General features: G+C 55.9%; 12 protein-coding genes. 4 read left to right on the plus strand and 8 right to left on the minus strand.

What is annotated here, in order from left to right:
• Nucleotides 1-73: 73 nt before the first annotated feature.
• Entirely contained in the window at nucleotides 74-1,585 is a 1,512-nt protein-coding gene (sufB, locus tag SB13_RS10595) for a Fe-S cluster assembly protein SufB (protein ID WP_026740326.1), read from the minus strand.
• Between the two features lie 14 nt (nucleotides 1,586-1,599).
• Nucleotides 1,600-1,971, minus strand: a complete 372-nt coding sequence (gene sufA / locus SB13_RS10600) for a Fe-S cluster assembly scaffold SufA (RefSeq protein WP_026740327.1) — start codon at nucleotides 1,969-1,971, stop codon at nucleotides 1,600-1,602.
• 419 nt (nucleotides 1,972-2,390) lie between these two features.
• Between sufA and SB13_RS10605 the strand changes: the two genes are divergently transcribed.
• Complete coding sequence (locus tag SB13_RS10605) at nucleotides 2,391-2,792, plus strand: hypothetical protein (RefSeq protein WP_026740328.1); 402 nt, start codon at nucleotides 2,391-2,393, stop codon at nucleotides 2,790-2,792.
• A 15-nt stretch (nucleotides 2,793-2,807) separates the two neighbouring features.
• Here SB13_RS10605 and SB13_RS10610 read toward each other — a convergent pair whose 3' ends face one another.
• Entirely contained in the window at nucleotides 2,808-3,233 is a 426-nt protein-coding gene (locus tag SB13_RS10610) for a hotdog fold thioesterase (protein WP_026740329.1), read from the minus strand.
• Nucleotides 3,230-6,283 carry a D-2-hydroxyglutarate dehydrogenase YdiJ gene (gene ydiJ / locus SB13_RS10615; protein WP_026740330.1) on the minus strand — a complete coding sequence of 1,018 codons (3,054 nt, stop codon included), beginning with the start codon at nucleotides 6,281-6,283 and terminating at the stop codon, nucleotides 3,230-3,232. Before ydiJ ends, SB13_RS10610 begins: the two co-directional genes overlap by 4 nt.
• Before the next feature lie 301 nt (nucleotides 6,284-6,584).
• Between ydiJ and ydiK the strand changes: the two genes are divergently transcribed.
• The gene (gene ydiK, locus SB13_RS10620) at nucleotides 6,585-7,691 is read left to right on the plus strand and encodes an AI-2E family transporter YdiK (protein ID WP_394296372.1); all 1,107 of its coding nucleotides are present in this window, start codon (nucleotides 6,585-6,587) and stop codon (nucleotides 7,689-7,691) included.
• Nucleotides 7,692-8,204: 513 nt separating this feature from the next.
• Here ydiK and ppsA read toward each other — a convergent pair.
• The gene (gene ppsA, locus SB13_RS10625; RefSeq protein WP_026740332.1) at nucleotides 8,205-10,583 is read right to left on the minus strand and encodes a phosphoenolpyruvate synthase; all 2,379 of its coding nucleotides are present in this window, start codon (nucleotides 10,581-10,583) and stop codon (nucleotides 8,205-8,207) included.
• Nucleotides 10,584-10,861: 278 nt separating this feature from the next.
• Between ppsA and ppsR the strand changes: the two genes are divergently transcribed.
• A complete protein-coding gene (gene ppsR / locus SB13_RS10630; RefSeq protein ID WP_026740333.1) occupies nucleotides 10,862-11,689 on the plus strand; it encodes a posphoenolpyruvate synthetase regulatory kinase/phosphorylase PpsR in 828 nt (275 codons plus the stop codon).
• Between the two features lie 133 nt (nucleotides 11,690-11,822).
• The gene (locus tag SB13_RS10635; RefSeq protein ID WP_026740334.1) at nucleotides 11,823-12,869 is read left to right on the plus strand and encodes a 3-deoxy-7-phosphoheptulonate synthase; all 1,047 of its coding nucleotides are present in this window, start codon (nucleotides 11,823-11,825) and stop codon (nucleotides 12,867-12,869) included.
• Between the two features lie 112 nt (nucleotides 12,870-12,981).
• Here the strand turns inward: SB13_RS10635 and rmf are convergent, their stop codons facing one another.
• From rmf to pqiB, 3 genes are all read right to left on the minus strand, one after another.
• A complete protein-coding gene (gene rmf, locus SB13_RS17355) occupies nucleotides 12,982-13,149 on the minus strand; it encodes a ribosome modulation factor (RefSeq protein ID WP_071999766.1) in 168 nt (55 codons plus the stop codon).
• Between the two features lie 254 nt (nucleotides 13,150-13,403).
• Nucleotides 13,404-13,967 carry a membrane integrity-associated transporter subunit PqiC gene (pqiC, locus tag SB13_RS10640; protein WP_026740335.1) on the minus strand — a complete coding sequence of 188 codons (564 nt, stop codon included), beginning with the start codon at nucleotides 13,965-13,967 and terminating at the stop codon, nucleotides 13,404-13,406.
• A gap of 3 nt (nucleotides 13,968-13,970) precedes the next feature.
• Nucleotides 13,971-15,614, minus strand: coding sequence for an intermembrane transport protein PqiB (pqiB, locus tag SB13_RS10645; protein ID WP_026740336.1), 1,644 nt, complete (start codon nucleotides 15,612-15,614; stop codon nucleotides 13,971-13,973).
• Nucleotides 15,615-15,624 lie beyond the last annotated feature (10 nt).

Consider the following 15,624-nt stretch of genomic DNA (forward strand, 5'->3'; position numbering starts at 1 on the left):
TTGCCGCAGGCGCTCGTCTTATAGGCACCGGAGTGCGTGTGTTCAATAGGTGACATTGTCACTTCCACAGCGATCAGCCCACACTGTGCTCAAGGCTTATAGCCAGGAGCTTCTGGGCTTCCACCGCAAACTCCAGCGGCAGTTCGGAGAAGACATCTTTACAGAACCCGTTCACAATCATTGAAATCGCATCATCTTCGCTGATACCACGCTGCAAACAATAGAACAGCTGGTCTTCACCAATTCGGGACGTGGTCGCTTCGTGCTCCAGCTGCGCCGTATTGTTTTTCACTTCCACGTACGGGAACGTGTGCGCGCCGCACTCGCTACCAATCAACATCGAGTCGCACTGGGTGAAGTTACGGGCGTTCGTCGCGGTCGGCATGATTTTCACCAGTCCGCGATAAGTGTTCTCGCTGCTGCCCGCCGAAATCCCTTTCGAGATAATGGTGGACCGCGTGTTTTTCCCGATGTGGATCATCTTGGTGCCGGTATCCGCCTGCTGATGACCGCTGGTCAGCGCCACAGAGAAGAACTCGCCGACCGAGTTGTCACCGCGCAGCACCACGCTGGGATATTTCCAGGTGATAGCAGAGCCGGTCTCAGACTGCGTCCAGGACATTTTCGAACTTTCTCCCGCGCACAGCGCGCGCTTGGTTACAAAGTTCAAAATCCCGCCTTCGCTGTCTTTACCCGCGAACCAGTTCTGCACGGTGGAATACTTCACTTCCGCCCGGTTATTGATGATCACTTCCACGACGGCGGCATGCAGCTGATAGCTGTCACGCACCGGGGCGGAACACCCTTCGATGTAGCTGACGTAGCTGTCATCGTCCGCGATTAGGATGGTACGTTCAAACTGACCGGTTTTAGCCGCGTTGATACGGAAATAGGTCGACAGCTCCATCGGACAGCGCACCCCTTTCGGGATGTAAACGAACGTGCCGTCGGAAGCCACGGCAGCGTTCAGCGCGGCAAAGAAGTTATCGTTGGACGGCACCACGGTGCCCAGGTATTTGCGCACCAGCTCCGGGTGTTCCTGAATCGCTTCGCTGAACGAACAGAAAATCACGCCGTGTTTAGCCAGCTCATGACGATAAGTAGTGGCGACGGACACGGAGTCGAAAATCGCGTCGACGGCCACTTCTTTACCTTCACGTACCGGCACGCCAAGCTGCTCGAACGCCTTTTCGACCTCGGTAGTCAGGTAGTTCTGCTCGCTTAGCGTATTGGCGCCGTTTTCACCGGACTGCTGCACCGCGCCGGGCTGCGATCCGCAGGTGTCGTCGCACTGGCCGCAGGATGGCGCGGAATAATAGCTGTAGTCCTGATAATCAAGCTTGTCGTAATGCGCCTTCAACCAGTGCGGTTCTTCCATTTCCAACCACGCGCGGAAGGCATTGAGACGAAACTCAAGCATCCACTCGGGTTCGTTACGCTTGGCGGAAATCGCCCGCACCACTTGTTCATTAATACCCCTGGCCAGCTCATCCGTCGCCAGTTCGGTGAAGAAGCCCTCTTTGTAGCGGCCGTCGCCGAGCCAGATCTGTACATCATCGGATACATCTACGTTACTACGCGCCATAATAGTGTCGCCGCTTAGAGCCCAAAGCTCTCACCACACCCGCAGGCGTGTTGAGCTTTAGGGTTGTTAAATTTAAACACCTGATTCAAGCCTTCATGGACGTAGTCCACTTCAGTGCCGTCAATAAAAGGCATCGCCTTGAGAGGAACGTAAAGACGGGCGCCGTCGCGCTGAAACACTTGCTCGTCAGCATCAGGCTGTTTGATCATATCCAACACGTAACCAAAGCCCGCACACCCAGACTGCTTCACACTCAGCCGTAGCCCCTGCACTTCGGGGTCCTGTTGCATCAGTCGAACAATATGGGCGGCTGCGCTTTCAGTCAGCGTGAGTCCCTGCCAGACATTTTCATCCAGTGAAAATGTCTCTACATTTTGCGATTGCATGGGAATTACCTCGTCTCTCTAAATTTTCCGCTTTTAGCGGATCTGCCCTAATGGTAGTGATAATAGTGAGGGGGCTTCAACCTCGTGATTTCTAGGGCTATACGGCGCTTCGGCTTAAAACACCGGTTTTTTTAACCTCCCCGAAAACGTTCGGGTCCGATTCACGGGTGGCCGCTTATTCTAACCATATGAAATGAAAGAACAATAATTGAAGTTGAAGTGATCGCACCGGTAGATTATTCAACATTTTATTATCATAAGTATAACATCTATCGCTGGAACCTATTTTATAAACAGGAGAGATCAGCGGATATTTTCCCCCTATTTTAAGCTTTTTGCTGCTATTTACATCTCAACCGTTGCATGTCACTTTGAGGGAAAATATGATAACGATTATCATTTAACAAAGGATTGACCCCATGTTTCCTTTCAATGCCTGGCTGCAATCCCATATCGATGACTATCGTGCGACATTGCGTGACGCCACGATGGAAATGTATATGGCAGAAGTGAATCTGGATAATCCCAACAGCGATATCACCCACATTCGCAGTTACTATCTGTCCGGTATGAAGATGGTGGAGCTGAGCCAACGTTACGGCGACGACGACAGCTATCTGCTGGCGCTGATCAAAATGCACCATCGGCTCATTCGAGAGATCAACAATCCGCGACGCTGCCATCTGTGCCGCCTGCAGAGCTACCACTTCGGCCGACAGACGCTACAGCTGATCTGCAATCAGTTCAGCCAACAAGGCTGCTGGCAAAAAGTCACCGCATTCCAGGCCGACTTCGCAAAACGCGTCGCGTTTATGCCCTGAGGCGAACGCTGAGCGTTATCCGTCGGGTGTGATGACCGCCGTGGTCAGACGCGACGTGCAACACAGCCGGTCGTCGGGATCGTAGATGTCGATTTGCCACACCTGATGCCGTTTACCGACATGCAGCGCGCGGCAGATGCCTCGCACCTCGCCTTCGCCGACGCCCCGCAGGTGATTGGCGTTAATTTCCACCCCCACCACCTGCTGATCGTCCTGCGAGCACAGATAGCCCGCGACGGACCCCAATGATTCCGCCAGCGTGACGGAAGCCCCGCCGTGCAGTCGACCGAACGGTTGTCGCGTCCGTTCATCCACCGGCATGACGCCTTCCAGCGTATCGTCAGTCATGCGGGTAAACCGAATCCCGAGATGACCCACCATGCAGTGGGCCGCCCGCTGATTAAGCTGTTCCAGATCGCACTCTCGTTTCCACAAACTCATACGAGCTCCAGCAACGCCTGTAAGGGATGTTTGAAGGACTGTCCTTCCATCCGTTTCATCTGACTGCGGCAGGAATATCCGGTTGTCAGACAACGCTGTGGCGGCAGTTTTTGCACTGCAGGCTGCCAGGACAGCGCATAGATCTTCTTGGAGTTATCCAGGTTGGGCGCTTCATGTCCATACGTTCCCGCCATCCCACAGCAACCGACGCTGACGTTTTCCAATTTGGCGCCGAATCGCGCGAAGATGCGGCTCCATTGCTGGGTGCTCGTTGGCAGCGCGGTCGCTTCCGTACAGTGACCGAACAGATACCACGGTTCGCCCGCCTCGTCTCTGTCCGTGCCGTCCGGCAAGGCGTTCACCAGCCACTCGTGCACCAGTTGTACCTTGAAGTCGCCGCGTCGGTCGCCCAGCGCTTCCTGATATTCGTCGCGATAACACAGCACCAGCGCCGGATCGACGCCGACCATCGGTAGCCCGAGGGCCGCCACGCGGTTGAGGAAATCCGCGGTTTTACTCGCCGTCCGGGCGAAACGGGTCAGGAACCCTTTGATATGCTGCGCCTTACCATTCGGCGAGAACGGCACCAGCACCGGTTTGAAATGCAGCTTTTCCACCAGCTTGACGAAATCCGCCACGACTTTCGCATCGTAATAGCTGGTGAACGGATCCTGCACAATCAGCACATAGTCGGCGCGCGCCTGCGGGGAAAGCTGTTCCAGCTGTTCCAGCGTGGTCGTCATCGCGGGATGGCCCGCAAACTGTTGCCGCAACGACGGGGAAGATAACAGCGGCAGATCGACCATGCCGATACATTTGCGGCTTAACTCGCCGACCCACGGCTGTTTGAGGAAAAAGTTGAAGGTTTTCGGCGCTCTCGCCATCAGCGGCGCATAGCTCTCTACCCCAGCGACCAGATAGTCCCGCGCCGGTCGCAGGTAGCGCGTGTGATAGAGCTGTAGGAAGCGCGAGCGGAAACTCGGCACGTCGATTTTAATCGGACACTGCGTCGAGCAGGCCTTACAGGCCAGACAGCCCGACATCGCCTCTTTCACTTCGTGCGAAAAATCATAGTCTCCCTTGCGCGCCTGCCAAGTATTGCGCGTCTTCTGCACCAAGGTGCGGAAACTGATGCGCTGCGCCGACAGACTATTTTCCAGCGCCAGTGGATCCACGCCCTGCTCCGTCAGCAGCCGTAGCCACTCACGCACCAGCGACGCGCGGCCTTTGGGAGAATGGATGCGATTGCCGGTTACCTTCATCGACGGACACATCGGGCTGCGTGCATCAAAGTTAAAACACAGACCGTTGCCGTTACACTCCATCGCGCCGCGAAAAGAGGAGCGAACCGCCAGAGGAATGCGGCGATCGTAGGTGCCGCGTTTCACCGCATCGACCTTCATCATCGGCGCGTCGACATCGATGGGCGCACAGATTTTTCCCGGATTGAGGCGGTTTTGCGGATCAAAGGCGCTTTTGACGCGCCGCAGCTCTTCATACAGTTCCGGGCCGAAAAAGGCCGGACTATACTCGGCGCGAAATCCCTTGCCGTGTTCTCCCCAGAGCAGACCGCCGTATTTGGCGGTTAACGCCACAATCTGATCCGACAGCTGCTTCATCAGCATCTCCTGCTGCGGATCGCACATATCCAGCGCCGGACGGACATGCAGTACCCCGGCATCCACATGGCCGAACATGCCGTAGCTCAGCTGATGGCTATCCAGCAGCGCGCGGAACTCCGCAATGTAGTCCGCCAGATGCTGGGGAGGAACGCAGGTATCCTCGGCAAACGGGATGGGTTTGGCCTGCCCTTTGCTGTTGCCCAGCAAACCAACCGCCTTTTTACGCATGCCATAAATCCGCTCGATACCCGCGAGGTCGTGACAGAGCTGATACCCGATAACACCCTTCTCCCGCTTCGCCAACAGATCATCGAGCCGCTGACACAAGGACCCGACGCGCTCATCGATCAGAGCTTCATCATCCCCGGCAAATTCGACGATATTCAGCCCCAGCATTTCCTGACCGGGAACGTCGGTAATCAGTTCGCTGACCGAATGCCAGACAATATCCTCGCGCGCCAGATTCAGCACTTTGGAGTCCACCGTCTCCACGGATAAGGCCTTGGCGTCCACCATAAACGGCGCGTTGCGCAGTGCGGAGTCGAACGAGTCGTACTTGATATTCACCAGCCGCCGGATTTTCGGCAACGGCGTGATATCCAGTTTGGCTTCCGTGATAAAGGCCAGAGATCCTTCCGACCCGGTCAAAATGCGCGTGAGATCGAAAGTCTGCAGGTCGTCGCTGAATACATGACGTAGATCGTACCCAGTAAGGAATCGATTCAGCTTGGGAAACTTGTCGACGATGAGAGGGCGCTGCTCGCGGCAGCGGTTAAGCACCGTGTGGTATATCCGCCCGACCGGCGACGGCTCCTCAGCCAGTTGTTCTGCCAACGCCACCGGCATGGGCTGCGTGTCCAGCATTTCGCCGCCTAACAGCACGGCCCGCACGCCGAGTACGTGGTCAGACGTTTTGCCGTACATCAGAGAGCCCTGACCGGAAGCGTCCGTGTTAATCATCCCGCCCAGTGTGGCGCGGTTGCTGGTCGACAGCTCCGGCGCAAAAAAATAGCCGAACGGTTTAAGGTACTGGTTAAGCTGGTCTTTGATCACGCCGGCTTCAACGCGTACCCACCCCTGCTCGGGATTGATTTCCAGAATCCGGTTCATGTAGCGCGACATATCGACCACGATGCCCCGATTCAGGGCCTGTCCGTTAGNGCCGGTGCCGCCGCCGCGCGGCGTGAACGTGAGCGACGAGAATGCCGTTTCGCCCGCCAGCCGCGCCAAGAGCGCCACATCGGCGGTCGAACGAGGAAAAACCACGGCATCCGGCAACAGTTGATAAATGCTGTTGTCAGTCGCCATTGTCAGTCGGTCTGCATAGTGGGTGGCGGTATCGCCGGTGAATCCGTGTTGTTTTAACGCTTCCAAAAAGTCGAGCACCGGCTGAACGAGGCCAGGCGCCTGAGTGATCTGTGGGATCATTGTGGTTGACCCTGTCTGTAGAATAGTGTTTGCAAAACAGTGATAGAATGATAGGCGTGGCGCTTCTTTATCCCGGCGCCGCACGATTTTTTGTTTTATCACATTTCATGCCGGGGCGCGCCTACGGAACGATAAAAACTTACGGAGAAAACGCCCTGTTTGGCGCAAGGCGTGCGATCAAGACTCACCACTCGATCCGCAGTAAATGCAGCACCTTGGCTTTTTTACCGCTATTATCTTTCCCGCTGACAAGGTCTACCGTCAGTCGATAAGACATTCGCTCAAGAGGTAATAATCGTTGATGGAACACTCTCAGTCACCCCGTTTCGACCTTGCTACAATGCTGTTCACGCTCATGTTCATTGCCATAATGATCATTGCCTGCTTCTGGGTCGTTCAGCCCTTTATTCTGGGTTTTGCCTGGGCGAGCATGGTGGTTATCGCCACTTGGCCGCTGTTGATTCGCTTGCAGAAATTGCTCTGGGGCCGCCGGTCGCTGGCGGTCGTCGCCATGACGCTGCTACTAGTTCTGCTCTTTGTTATCCCCACGTCTATTCTGGTGAGCAGCGTGATCGATAACTCTTCGGCGTTGATCGGCTGGGCGTCTTCTCAGGAGCACATGGCGCCGCCCACGTTGGAATGGCTGAAGTCCGTTCCTATGGTGGGTAGCAAACTGTATAACAGCTGGCAGACGCTCATTCACAGTGGCGGCAGCGCCCTAATGTCGCAAGTTCAGCCTTATGTCGGGAAAACGGCAACCTGGGTCGTGGCGCAGGCCGCACACGTTGGTCGCTTCTTGATGCATTGCGCCCTGATGGTGCTGTTCAGCGTATTACTGTACAGCAGAGGCGATCGGGTAGCCTTTGGCGTACGTCGACTTGCCATGCGTTTAGGGCAGGAGCGCGGCGACGCGGCGGTGATCCTGGCCGCGCAAGCCATTCGCGCCGTTGCGCTGGGCGTGGTCGTGACAGCTATCGTGCAATCCGTGCTTGGCGGGATCGGTCTGACGATCGCCGGCATCCCTTACACGACGCTGCTCACCGTCTTGATGTTCTTTAGCTGCGTCGCACAGCTTGGTCCACTGCCGGTACTGGTCCCTGCCATCATCTGGCTGTACTGGACGGGCGATACAACCTGGGGAACCGTGCTGTTGGTATGGAGCGGCGTCGTCGCTACGCTGGATAACGTGATCAGACCGATCCTGATCCGTATGGGTGCCGATCTGCCGCTACTGCTGATCCTGTCCGGGGTCATCGGCGGCCTGCTGGCCTTTGGCATGATCGGACTCTTCATTGGGCCGGTTGTGTTGGCTGTATCTTACCGCCTGCTCTCCGCCTGGATGCAGGACACCCCGGAGCCGCCATCACTGTCAGACGTGCATGTGGATCCCAAAAGCACCCGGCTATAACCAGCCGGCGTTGCCTTATCCAATGACATTCTCCGAGGCAGCCTCTGCCTTGGAGAATAGGAAACAATTAAGCGAATCTTACCTATTTAAGACAACTCCGATTTCCCCCCAATGACTGGCATTCTGTAAATCCTTGCACACAGGCAAATATCCGCAAAAGAACTGTGTAACTAAAAAAAATCGTTAAAAAACAATTAACCATTAGGATGATTCTTAATGACGGATTCGACACGAGTTCATACTATGAATGTCGAAGCTAGTGTTGAAGTAACATCTGTCCGGAGGTTTCTCCTCGTCAGAGCCAGTAACGAATTGCTGTGTGTAGTCTTTGCCCATCCCCTGTGATGGGCTTTTTTTTTGGCTGCGAATTATTCCTGGTGATAGCGCCCATCGCCCTACAAAAAAACGCCCGTGACAACCCAGGTTGACCACGAGCGTTTTCTCTATCGCGACGCGATGAGTGACAAAACATAAGAGAGAGTATCGCGATTACCACATCGAACTGATTCTCTGTTAGCGGATTTCCGCGAGACTCAACCAGGTTTGCACCACGGTATCCGGATTCAACGACAGGCTGTCGATGCCCTGCTCCATCAACCAGGCGGCGAAGTCTTCATGATCTGACGGCCCTTGTCCGCAGATGCCGACGTATTTGCCCTGCGCTTTGGCGGCTTTAATCGCCATCGCCAGCAGCATTTTTACCGACTCATTGCGTTCATCGAACAACGCCGATACCACGCCGGAGTCACGATCCAAGCCCAATGTCAGCTGCGTCATATCGTTCGAGCCGATGGAAAATCCATCAAAGTGCTGCAGGAACGCTTCAGCCTGCAACGCGTTGGACGGAATTTCACACATCATAATGATTTTCAGCCCTTTTTCTCCGCGACGTAACCCCTGGGCCGCCAACTCCGCCACCACGGCCTCCGCCTGTTGAACAGTGCGGACAAACGGGATCATGATTTCGACGTTGGTCAGCCCCATCACATCGCGCACCCGTTTGACGGCTTCACATTCCAGCGCAAAACAGTCGCGGAAGTCAGGTGACACATAACGGCCTGCGCCACGGAATCCCAACATAGGGTTCTCTTCGTCCGGTTCGTAGCGGTCGCCGCCAACCAGATTGGCATACTCGTTGGACTTGAAGTCAGAAAGCCGAACGATAACGCGCTTCGGCCAGAAGGCGCTGGCGAGCGTGGCAATGCCCTCTTTTAGACGTTCGATGTAAAACTCGACCGGATCGTCGTAGCCCTGCATCAAACTTTTGATCTCCTGCTGAAGTTGCGGCGTCTGCTGGTCAAACTCCAGCAGCGCGCGCGGATGCACACCGATCATGCGATTGATAATGAATTCGAGCCGCGCCAGCCCTACGCCGTCATTAGGCAAGCAGGCGAAGTCAAAGGCGCGATCCGGGTTGCCTACGTTCATCATGATTTTGAGCGGCAAAGTCGGCATGGCGTCCACCGGCGAGCTTTTCACCGTGAAGTCCAGCAGATCCTGATAGACGTAGCCGGTATCGCCCTCCGCGCACGAGACGGTCACCTTGTGCCCATTACCGAGCCGCTCCGTCGCATCACCGCAGCCTACGACGGCCGGGATCCCCAGCTCACGGGCAATAATCGCCGCATGACAGGTACGTCCGCCCCGGTTGGTCACGATAGCCGCGGCCTTTTTCATAATCGGTTCCCAATCGGGATCGGTCATGTCCGTCACTAACACATCGCCCGCATTAACCAGATGCATTTCACTGATGTCGTTGATATTTTTGACTTCACCCGCGCCAATGCGATGCCCGATAGCCCGGCCCTCAACCAGCACTTTGCCGCTAGCGGGCAGGTGATAGCGCTCCATAACCTGACCATTCGAGCGCACGGTTTCCGGACGCGCCTGCACGATGTAAAGGCGACCGGTGTGTCCGTCTTTCGCCCATTCGATATCCATCGGTCGGGCGTAGTGTTTTTCAATCAGCAGCGCTTGATGCGCCAGCGCCTGCACTTCTTCATCGGTTAAGCAGAAACGGTCACGCTGCGTCTCCGGGACGTCCTCGATGCTGACCTGCTTGCCATGCTCCTGACTGGGGGCATACACCATGCGGATCTTCTTCGACCCCATGTTGCGGCGCACTATCGCAGGATTGCCCTTCAGCAGCGTTGGTTTGTGGACGTAGAACTCATCCGGGTTGACCGCGCCCTGTACCACCATTTCACCCAGTCCCCAGGCCGCGGTGATGAAAACCACCTGATCGAACCCGGATTCGGTGTCTAGCGTAAACATGACGCCGGACGCCGCCAGATCGGAACGCACCATGCGCTGGATCCCGGCGGACAGCGCGACTCCGCGGTGATCGTAGCCCTGATGTACACGGTAAGAAATGGCGCGGTCGTTGAACAGCGAGGCGAATACATGTTTGACCGCCGTCAGCACGGCATCGAAGCCCTGTACGTTGAGGAACGTCTCTTGCTGGCCGGCGAAGGAGGCATCGGGCATGTCTTCGGCGGTGGCCGACGAACGGACGGCGAAGGAAGCGTCTGGATCGTCTTCTGAGAGCTGCTGATAGGCGTCGCGTATCGCCTGTTCCAACGCAGGCTGGAATGGCGTATCCACAATCCATTGACGAATTTGGGCGCCAGCTTTGGCAAGCTGGTTAACATCGTCAATGTCGGTTTTATCCAGCAGCGCGTAGATCCGCTGGTTGATGCCGCTCTGTGTCAAAAAATCATTGAACGCCTGAGCGGTTGTCGCGAAGCCATTAGGGACTTCCACGCCCAGCGATGACAGGTTGGTGATCATTTCACCCAGAGAGGCGTTCTTGCCGCCTACCCGCTCCACGTCATGCATACCGAGTTGGTCGTACCACAAGACATTACGCTTATCTGTACCGTTGTTGGACATCGAAATTATCCTTCTGCATACAATGTAGGGTATGGAAGCACTGCTGATGAAACCTCAGCTTTTTCGAGCGTAGCATAGCGTTTTGTAAAGCTGGGAAAGGTGAATCGATCAACCCAGTGAAAAAAAATTGTCGCCTCTGATTCACATTGCGCGGCCGGGGAAAAACATCAATAGTGAGTGGGTTTACCCACTTAATCAGAAAGATATGCCCCGCCTTGGTCCTGGATGCCGATACTCCGTATGGACCGCTCGGGAGCCTGTCGCCTTGAGGAGCCCCTGTGGAACGAAGCGTCTTTTATGTCTCCGACGGTACCGCCATTACAGCCCAGGTGCTGGGGCATGCCGTGCTCTCGCAGTTTCCCGTCGATTTCACGAGCTATACCCTGCCGTTTGTCGAAAGTTCCAGCCGTGCCAACGCCGTCCGGGAGCAGATCAACGCGATTTACCAACAGAGCGGCGTGCGCCCGCTGGTGTTCTACTCTATTGTGACGCCGTCGGTCCGAGACATCATCGTCAGCAGCGAAGGCTTCTGTCAGGATATCGTGCAAGCCTTGGTCGCGCCGCTGCAGCAGGAGTTGAATATCGAACCGAGCCCGGTGGCGAACCGGACCCACGGACTCACGGCCAATAACCTGATCAAATACGATGCCCGCATTGCCGCTATCGATTACACGCTTGCGCATGACGATGGTATCTCGCTGCGCAATCTCGATCAGGCTCAAGTCATTTTGCTGGGCGTATCACGCTGCGGAAAAACGCCCACCAGCCTGTATCTGGCGATGCAGTTCGGCATCCGCGCCGCCAATTACCCGTTCATCGCCGAAGACCTGGACAACCTCAATCTGCGGTTGCCCGAGGCGCTGCGGCCCTACCACGATAAACTTTTCGGTCTGACCATCGATCCAGAACGGCTGGCCGCCATTCGCGAAGAGCGGCGCGGCAATAGCCATTATGCGTCGTTACGGCAGTGTCGGCTGGAGCTGCGGGAAGTCGAGGCGCTTTACCGCCGTTATCAGATCAAATACATCAATACGACCAACTACTCCGTGGAAGAAATTTCCGCTCGCATCATCGATATCCTGGGCATGAGCAGGCGCATGTACTAGTACAGTAATACGCCAGGTGGTAGACTTTCCCGCATCGTGCTGAATGGAGACCAGCCAGAGCGTTGAGCACCAGTTCATGTGCTCCGCTTAACCCTATCAGCGCCTCCTTTTCCCTTTTACTGAGAATGCTTTCATGCCCCAAACTGACGAACTCCGCAGCTCACGCCTCGATACGCTGATGACGCCGGATCAACTGATCAGCCTTCTTCCCATGACGCCCGACGTCGCCGAAACCGTGACCACGTCGAGAGCCCACATCGAAAATATTCTATCCGGACGCGACCCGCGTCTGCTTGTCATCATCGGCCCCTGTTCCCTCCACGATCCGGAAAGTGCTCTGACGTACGCACGACGATTAGCCGAACTTCGCACGCGCTATCATCATCGGTTGGAAATCGTGATGCGGGCTTATTTTGAAAAACCGCGTACGGTGGTGGGATGGAAGGGATTAATCGCAGACCCGGATCTGAACGGCACTTTTCAGGTCAACAAAGGCTTAACACTCGCCCGTCAACTGCTGCTGGAGATCAACAAGCTGGGCCTGCCGACCGCCACCGAATTCTTAGATATCGTCACCGGCCAGTATATTGCCGATCTGATTAGCTGGGGCGCCATCGGCGCACGCACGACAGAGAGCCAGATTCATCGGGAAATGGCGTCGGCGCTATCTTGCCCGGTCGGGTTCAAGAACGGAACGAACGGTAATATCCGCATCGCAATTGATGCGATCCGGTCCGCACAGGCGCCTCACATGTTTCTGTCGCCAGATAAGCAAGGCCGGATGTCGGTCTACCGTTCATCAGGAAATCCGTATGGCCACCTTATTATGCGCGGTGGAGAAACCCCCAACTACCATGCCGAAGATGTGGCGCAAGCCTGCCAGCAGTTGGCGTCGTTTTCTCTGACGCCGCGGCTTATCATCGACTTCAGCCACGGCAATTGTCAAAAGCAACACCGGCGTCAGAAAGAAGTCGCGCTCTCAATCTGTGGGCAAATCGCAGAGGGAACCACGGCTATCGCGGGGGTGATGATTGAAAGTTTTCTGGTGGAAGGCGCGCAGCCGTCGCTCAATCCGGCCACGTTAACATTCGGCCAATCTATTACGGATCCCTGTTTGGGCTGGGAAGATAGCGAGCGTGTACTGGCTCAGTTGGCGGAGGCAGTGAGCCATCGTTTGTAATTCGTCGCCGGAAGCAGCGTGAAAGAGTTACGCTGCCTGACCACATCGGAGCCGCCATAAAAAACCTCCGCAGCAAGGCGGAGGTGGTTCCTTTTCGATAGATAAGGCAGCGCTAAGCTGCTACTGCCCTATCTTCCATGGCTTGACGCCACCCTCCCAACCAGTAAGACCGAGCATTGATCGATTGATAGGGGCAAAGCTCCTTGGGTCGACCAGAAATACCTGCTTGATAACCGCGTGAATGCGCCCGTTCAAGGCGATCTCGTTTCTGTCTCTTCATGCCTCATTTCCCTCATACGAGTCTGGTGGAAAGAATGGTGATTACTTTATGAGCAACCACACTTAAGGAATAGCGATTCCTGGTCTGAAGATCAAGACGCAATATTCACGCCATTGTCATATTTGTGAGCCAATATCGGAATCTTTTACCGAGGAGCGGGAACGGTTCACGGTAACCGTTTGAGGGGAAAACAAAACCGCTGAATGCCTTTGTTTATAAAAAATCGACATTCAGCGGTCTATTTTTAGAACCCATCAGGACAGAGCGGCAGCCTGACGAACGATGGACTGAGCCACCTGCTGCCAGCCTTCGGCCAGCGTTTTTACGAGCGCATCGTAGCCATCTTCAGACTGCGGCAGCGTGACGTTGAACGGCTGAGTAATGATGCGATCCTGATAACGCAGCGTCCAGGCGCCGCGAATCACCGCACTACCGTCGTAGCGGCCCTGGAAGGCCGAGACGGTGATATCCAGCGTCGCCCGATCGCCATCCGGCTCACGGCTCACAACCCCCCATGAAGGCAGCCCCTGCTGCAGCGTCGCTATCAACGACTGCTGCAGCTGCTGATCCAGCGGGCTGGCCCAGAGGTTGTTGCTGGCGATGGTGTACCGTACGTCGGACGTCTGATACACAATCCCGCTGTTCGACAGCGAGTCGGCCAGCGCCACCCCGCGCACCCATAGGTGGGGCGCGGAGGCGGGAGTCACGGAAGCCGTGGCTTTATCAGCCTCTGACGGCAGCTGATAGTAGACCTTCTGCGAATCGCTGCTGCATGCCCCAAGCAGCAGCACCAATGCCAATGTCCATCGTTTCATCATGATTTATTTCGCCTTCTTCGGTTGCGGATCCTGACCACCCGACGCTTCGAACACCAGCGCATTGCTCTTGCCGTTCAGGGTGCGCAGCAACGGCTGCAGTTCACGCAACACCTGATCCAACCGCTGCATATCGGTCACCATCTTGTTGTAGGCTGGAGAACCTGGCTGGAAGCCCTGCATGCTACGATTCAGCTCACGCAGCGTACGCTGCATATCCTGAGGCAGCTCCTGCATCGACTTGTTGCCGGTAATCTGGTTCAGCGACGCCAGCGTTTTCTGCAGCTCGCGCAACGTCGCCTGACTTTCAGCCAGCGTTTGCGTGGCCTGCGATACCATCGGCGTCAACGGCAGACCGTTCACCTTATCCAATACCGTCATCAATTTTTGCTGGATCTGCGACAGCCCGCCGGTGACCGTCGGCAAGACCTCGTAGCCGTCAACCTTGACCATCGACACCGGACGTCCCTTCAACTGCGGGTAGAAGTCCAGATCGATATATAGCGCGCCGGTCAGGATATTAGCCGTCTTCATGGAGGCACGTAGGCCCAGCGCCGGCGCTTCCTTGATTTCCTCTTCCAGATTCAACTGATCCCAGACGTGTGCCTGCAAACGGTCCGGCTCGATGCGGATCATGACCGGAATGCGGTAGTCATTAGTCAGACTCTGCTTGATCTCGTGCGGGAAGAACGGAACCTGCGACACGGTGCCCAAACGGATGCCGCGGAACTCAACCGGCGCGCCTGGCTGCAGACCGCGAACAGACTCGTCGAAGAACAGCAGATACTCCTTGAATCGGGTGTAGAGCGTATCCTGAATGCTGCGCTGGCTGTCATACAGCTGGTATTCGGCGTGTTCTTTCGCCGGATCGCCCCGTTCCCAGCCGCTCGGCACGTCGAAGCTCACGCCGCCGTTCAGCAATGTCGCCAGCGATCCCATCTCAACGCGCATCCCCTGCGCAGAGAGGTCGAGCGCGACGCCGCTATCTTTCCAGAAGCGAACGTTGCTGGTCACCAGCGAGTTGTAGGGAGCGTTAATGAACAGCTGATAGCTCATTTTTCGTTCCGCAGGATCAAAGTGGCTGGTTTCCACCGAACCAACGCGATAACCGCGGAACAGCACCGGATCGCCCGCATTCAACTGGCCGGCGCGTTCGCTGGTCAGCGACACGCGGACCCCTTTAGCATCCGGAGACGCCAACGGCGGACTGTCTAATAGTTTAAAATCTCGGCTTTCATCCTTATTGGANCCGGGCTGCAACTGAATAAACGACCCTGACAGCAGCGTCCCGAGCCCGGAAATCCCCTCTCGTCCAACCTGAGCCTTGACCACCCAGAACACCGAATCGGTGCTCAGCAGATGATCCATGTCGTTATTCAAACGCGCTTTGATCTCAACCTGATGGAGGTCTTTGCTCAGCACCACGCTTTCCACCACGCCGACGTTGACGCTACGGCTCTTGATGGGCGTTTTCCCCGCCTCAATGCCATCTGCCGTCTGTGCCGTCAGTGTAATTTCCGGCCCCTGATGGCTGAAGTGATAAAACAGGATCCAGGCGCCGATCAGCAACGTGACGATGGGCACAATCCAGACCGGAGACCAGCGCTTAAGCGATTCAATCTCTGCGGCGCTGTGGTTATTTTTCGTCAATGGAAAACTC

This window comes from Lonsdalea quercina subsp. quercina (assembly GCF_000688695.1).
GTDB lineage: Bacteria > Pseudomonadota > Gammaproteobacteria > Enterobacterales > Enterobacteriaceae > Lonsdalea > Lonsdalea quercina_D.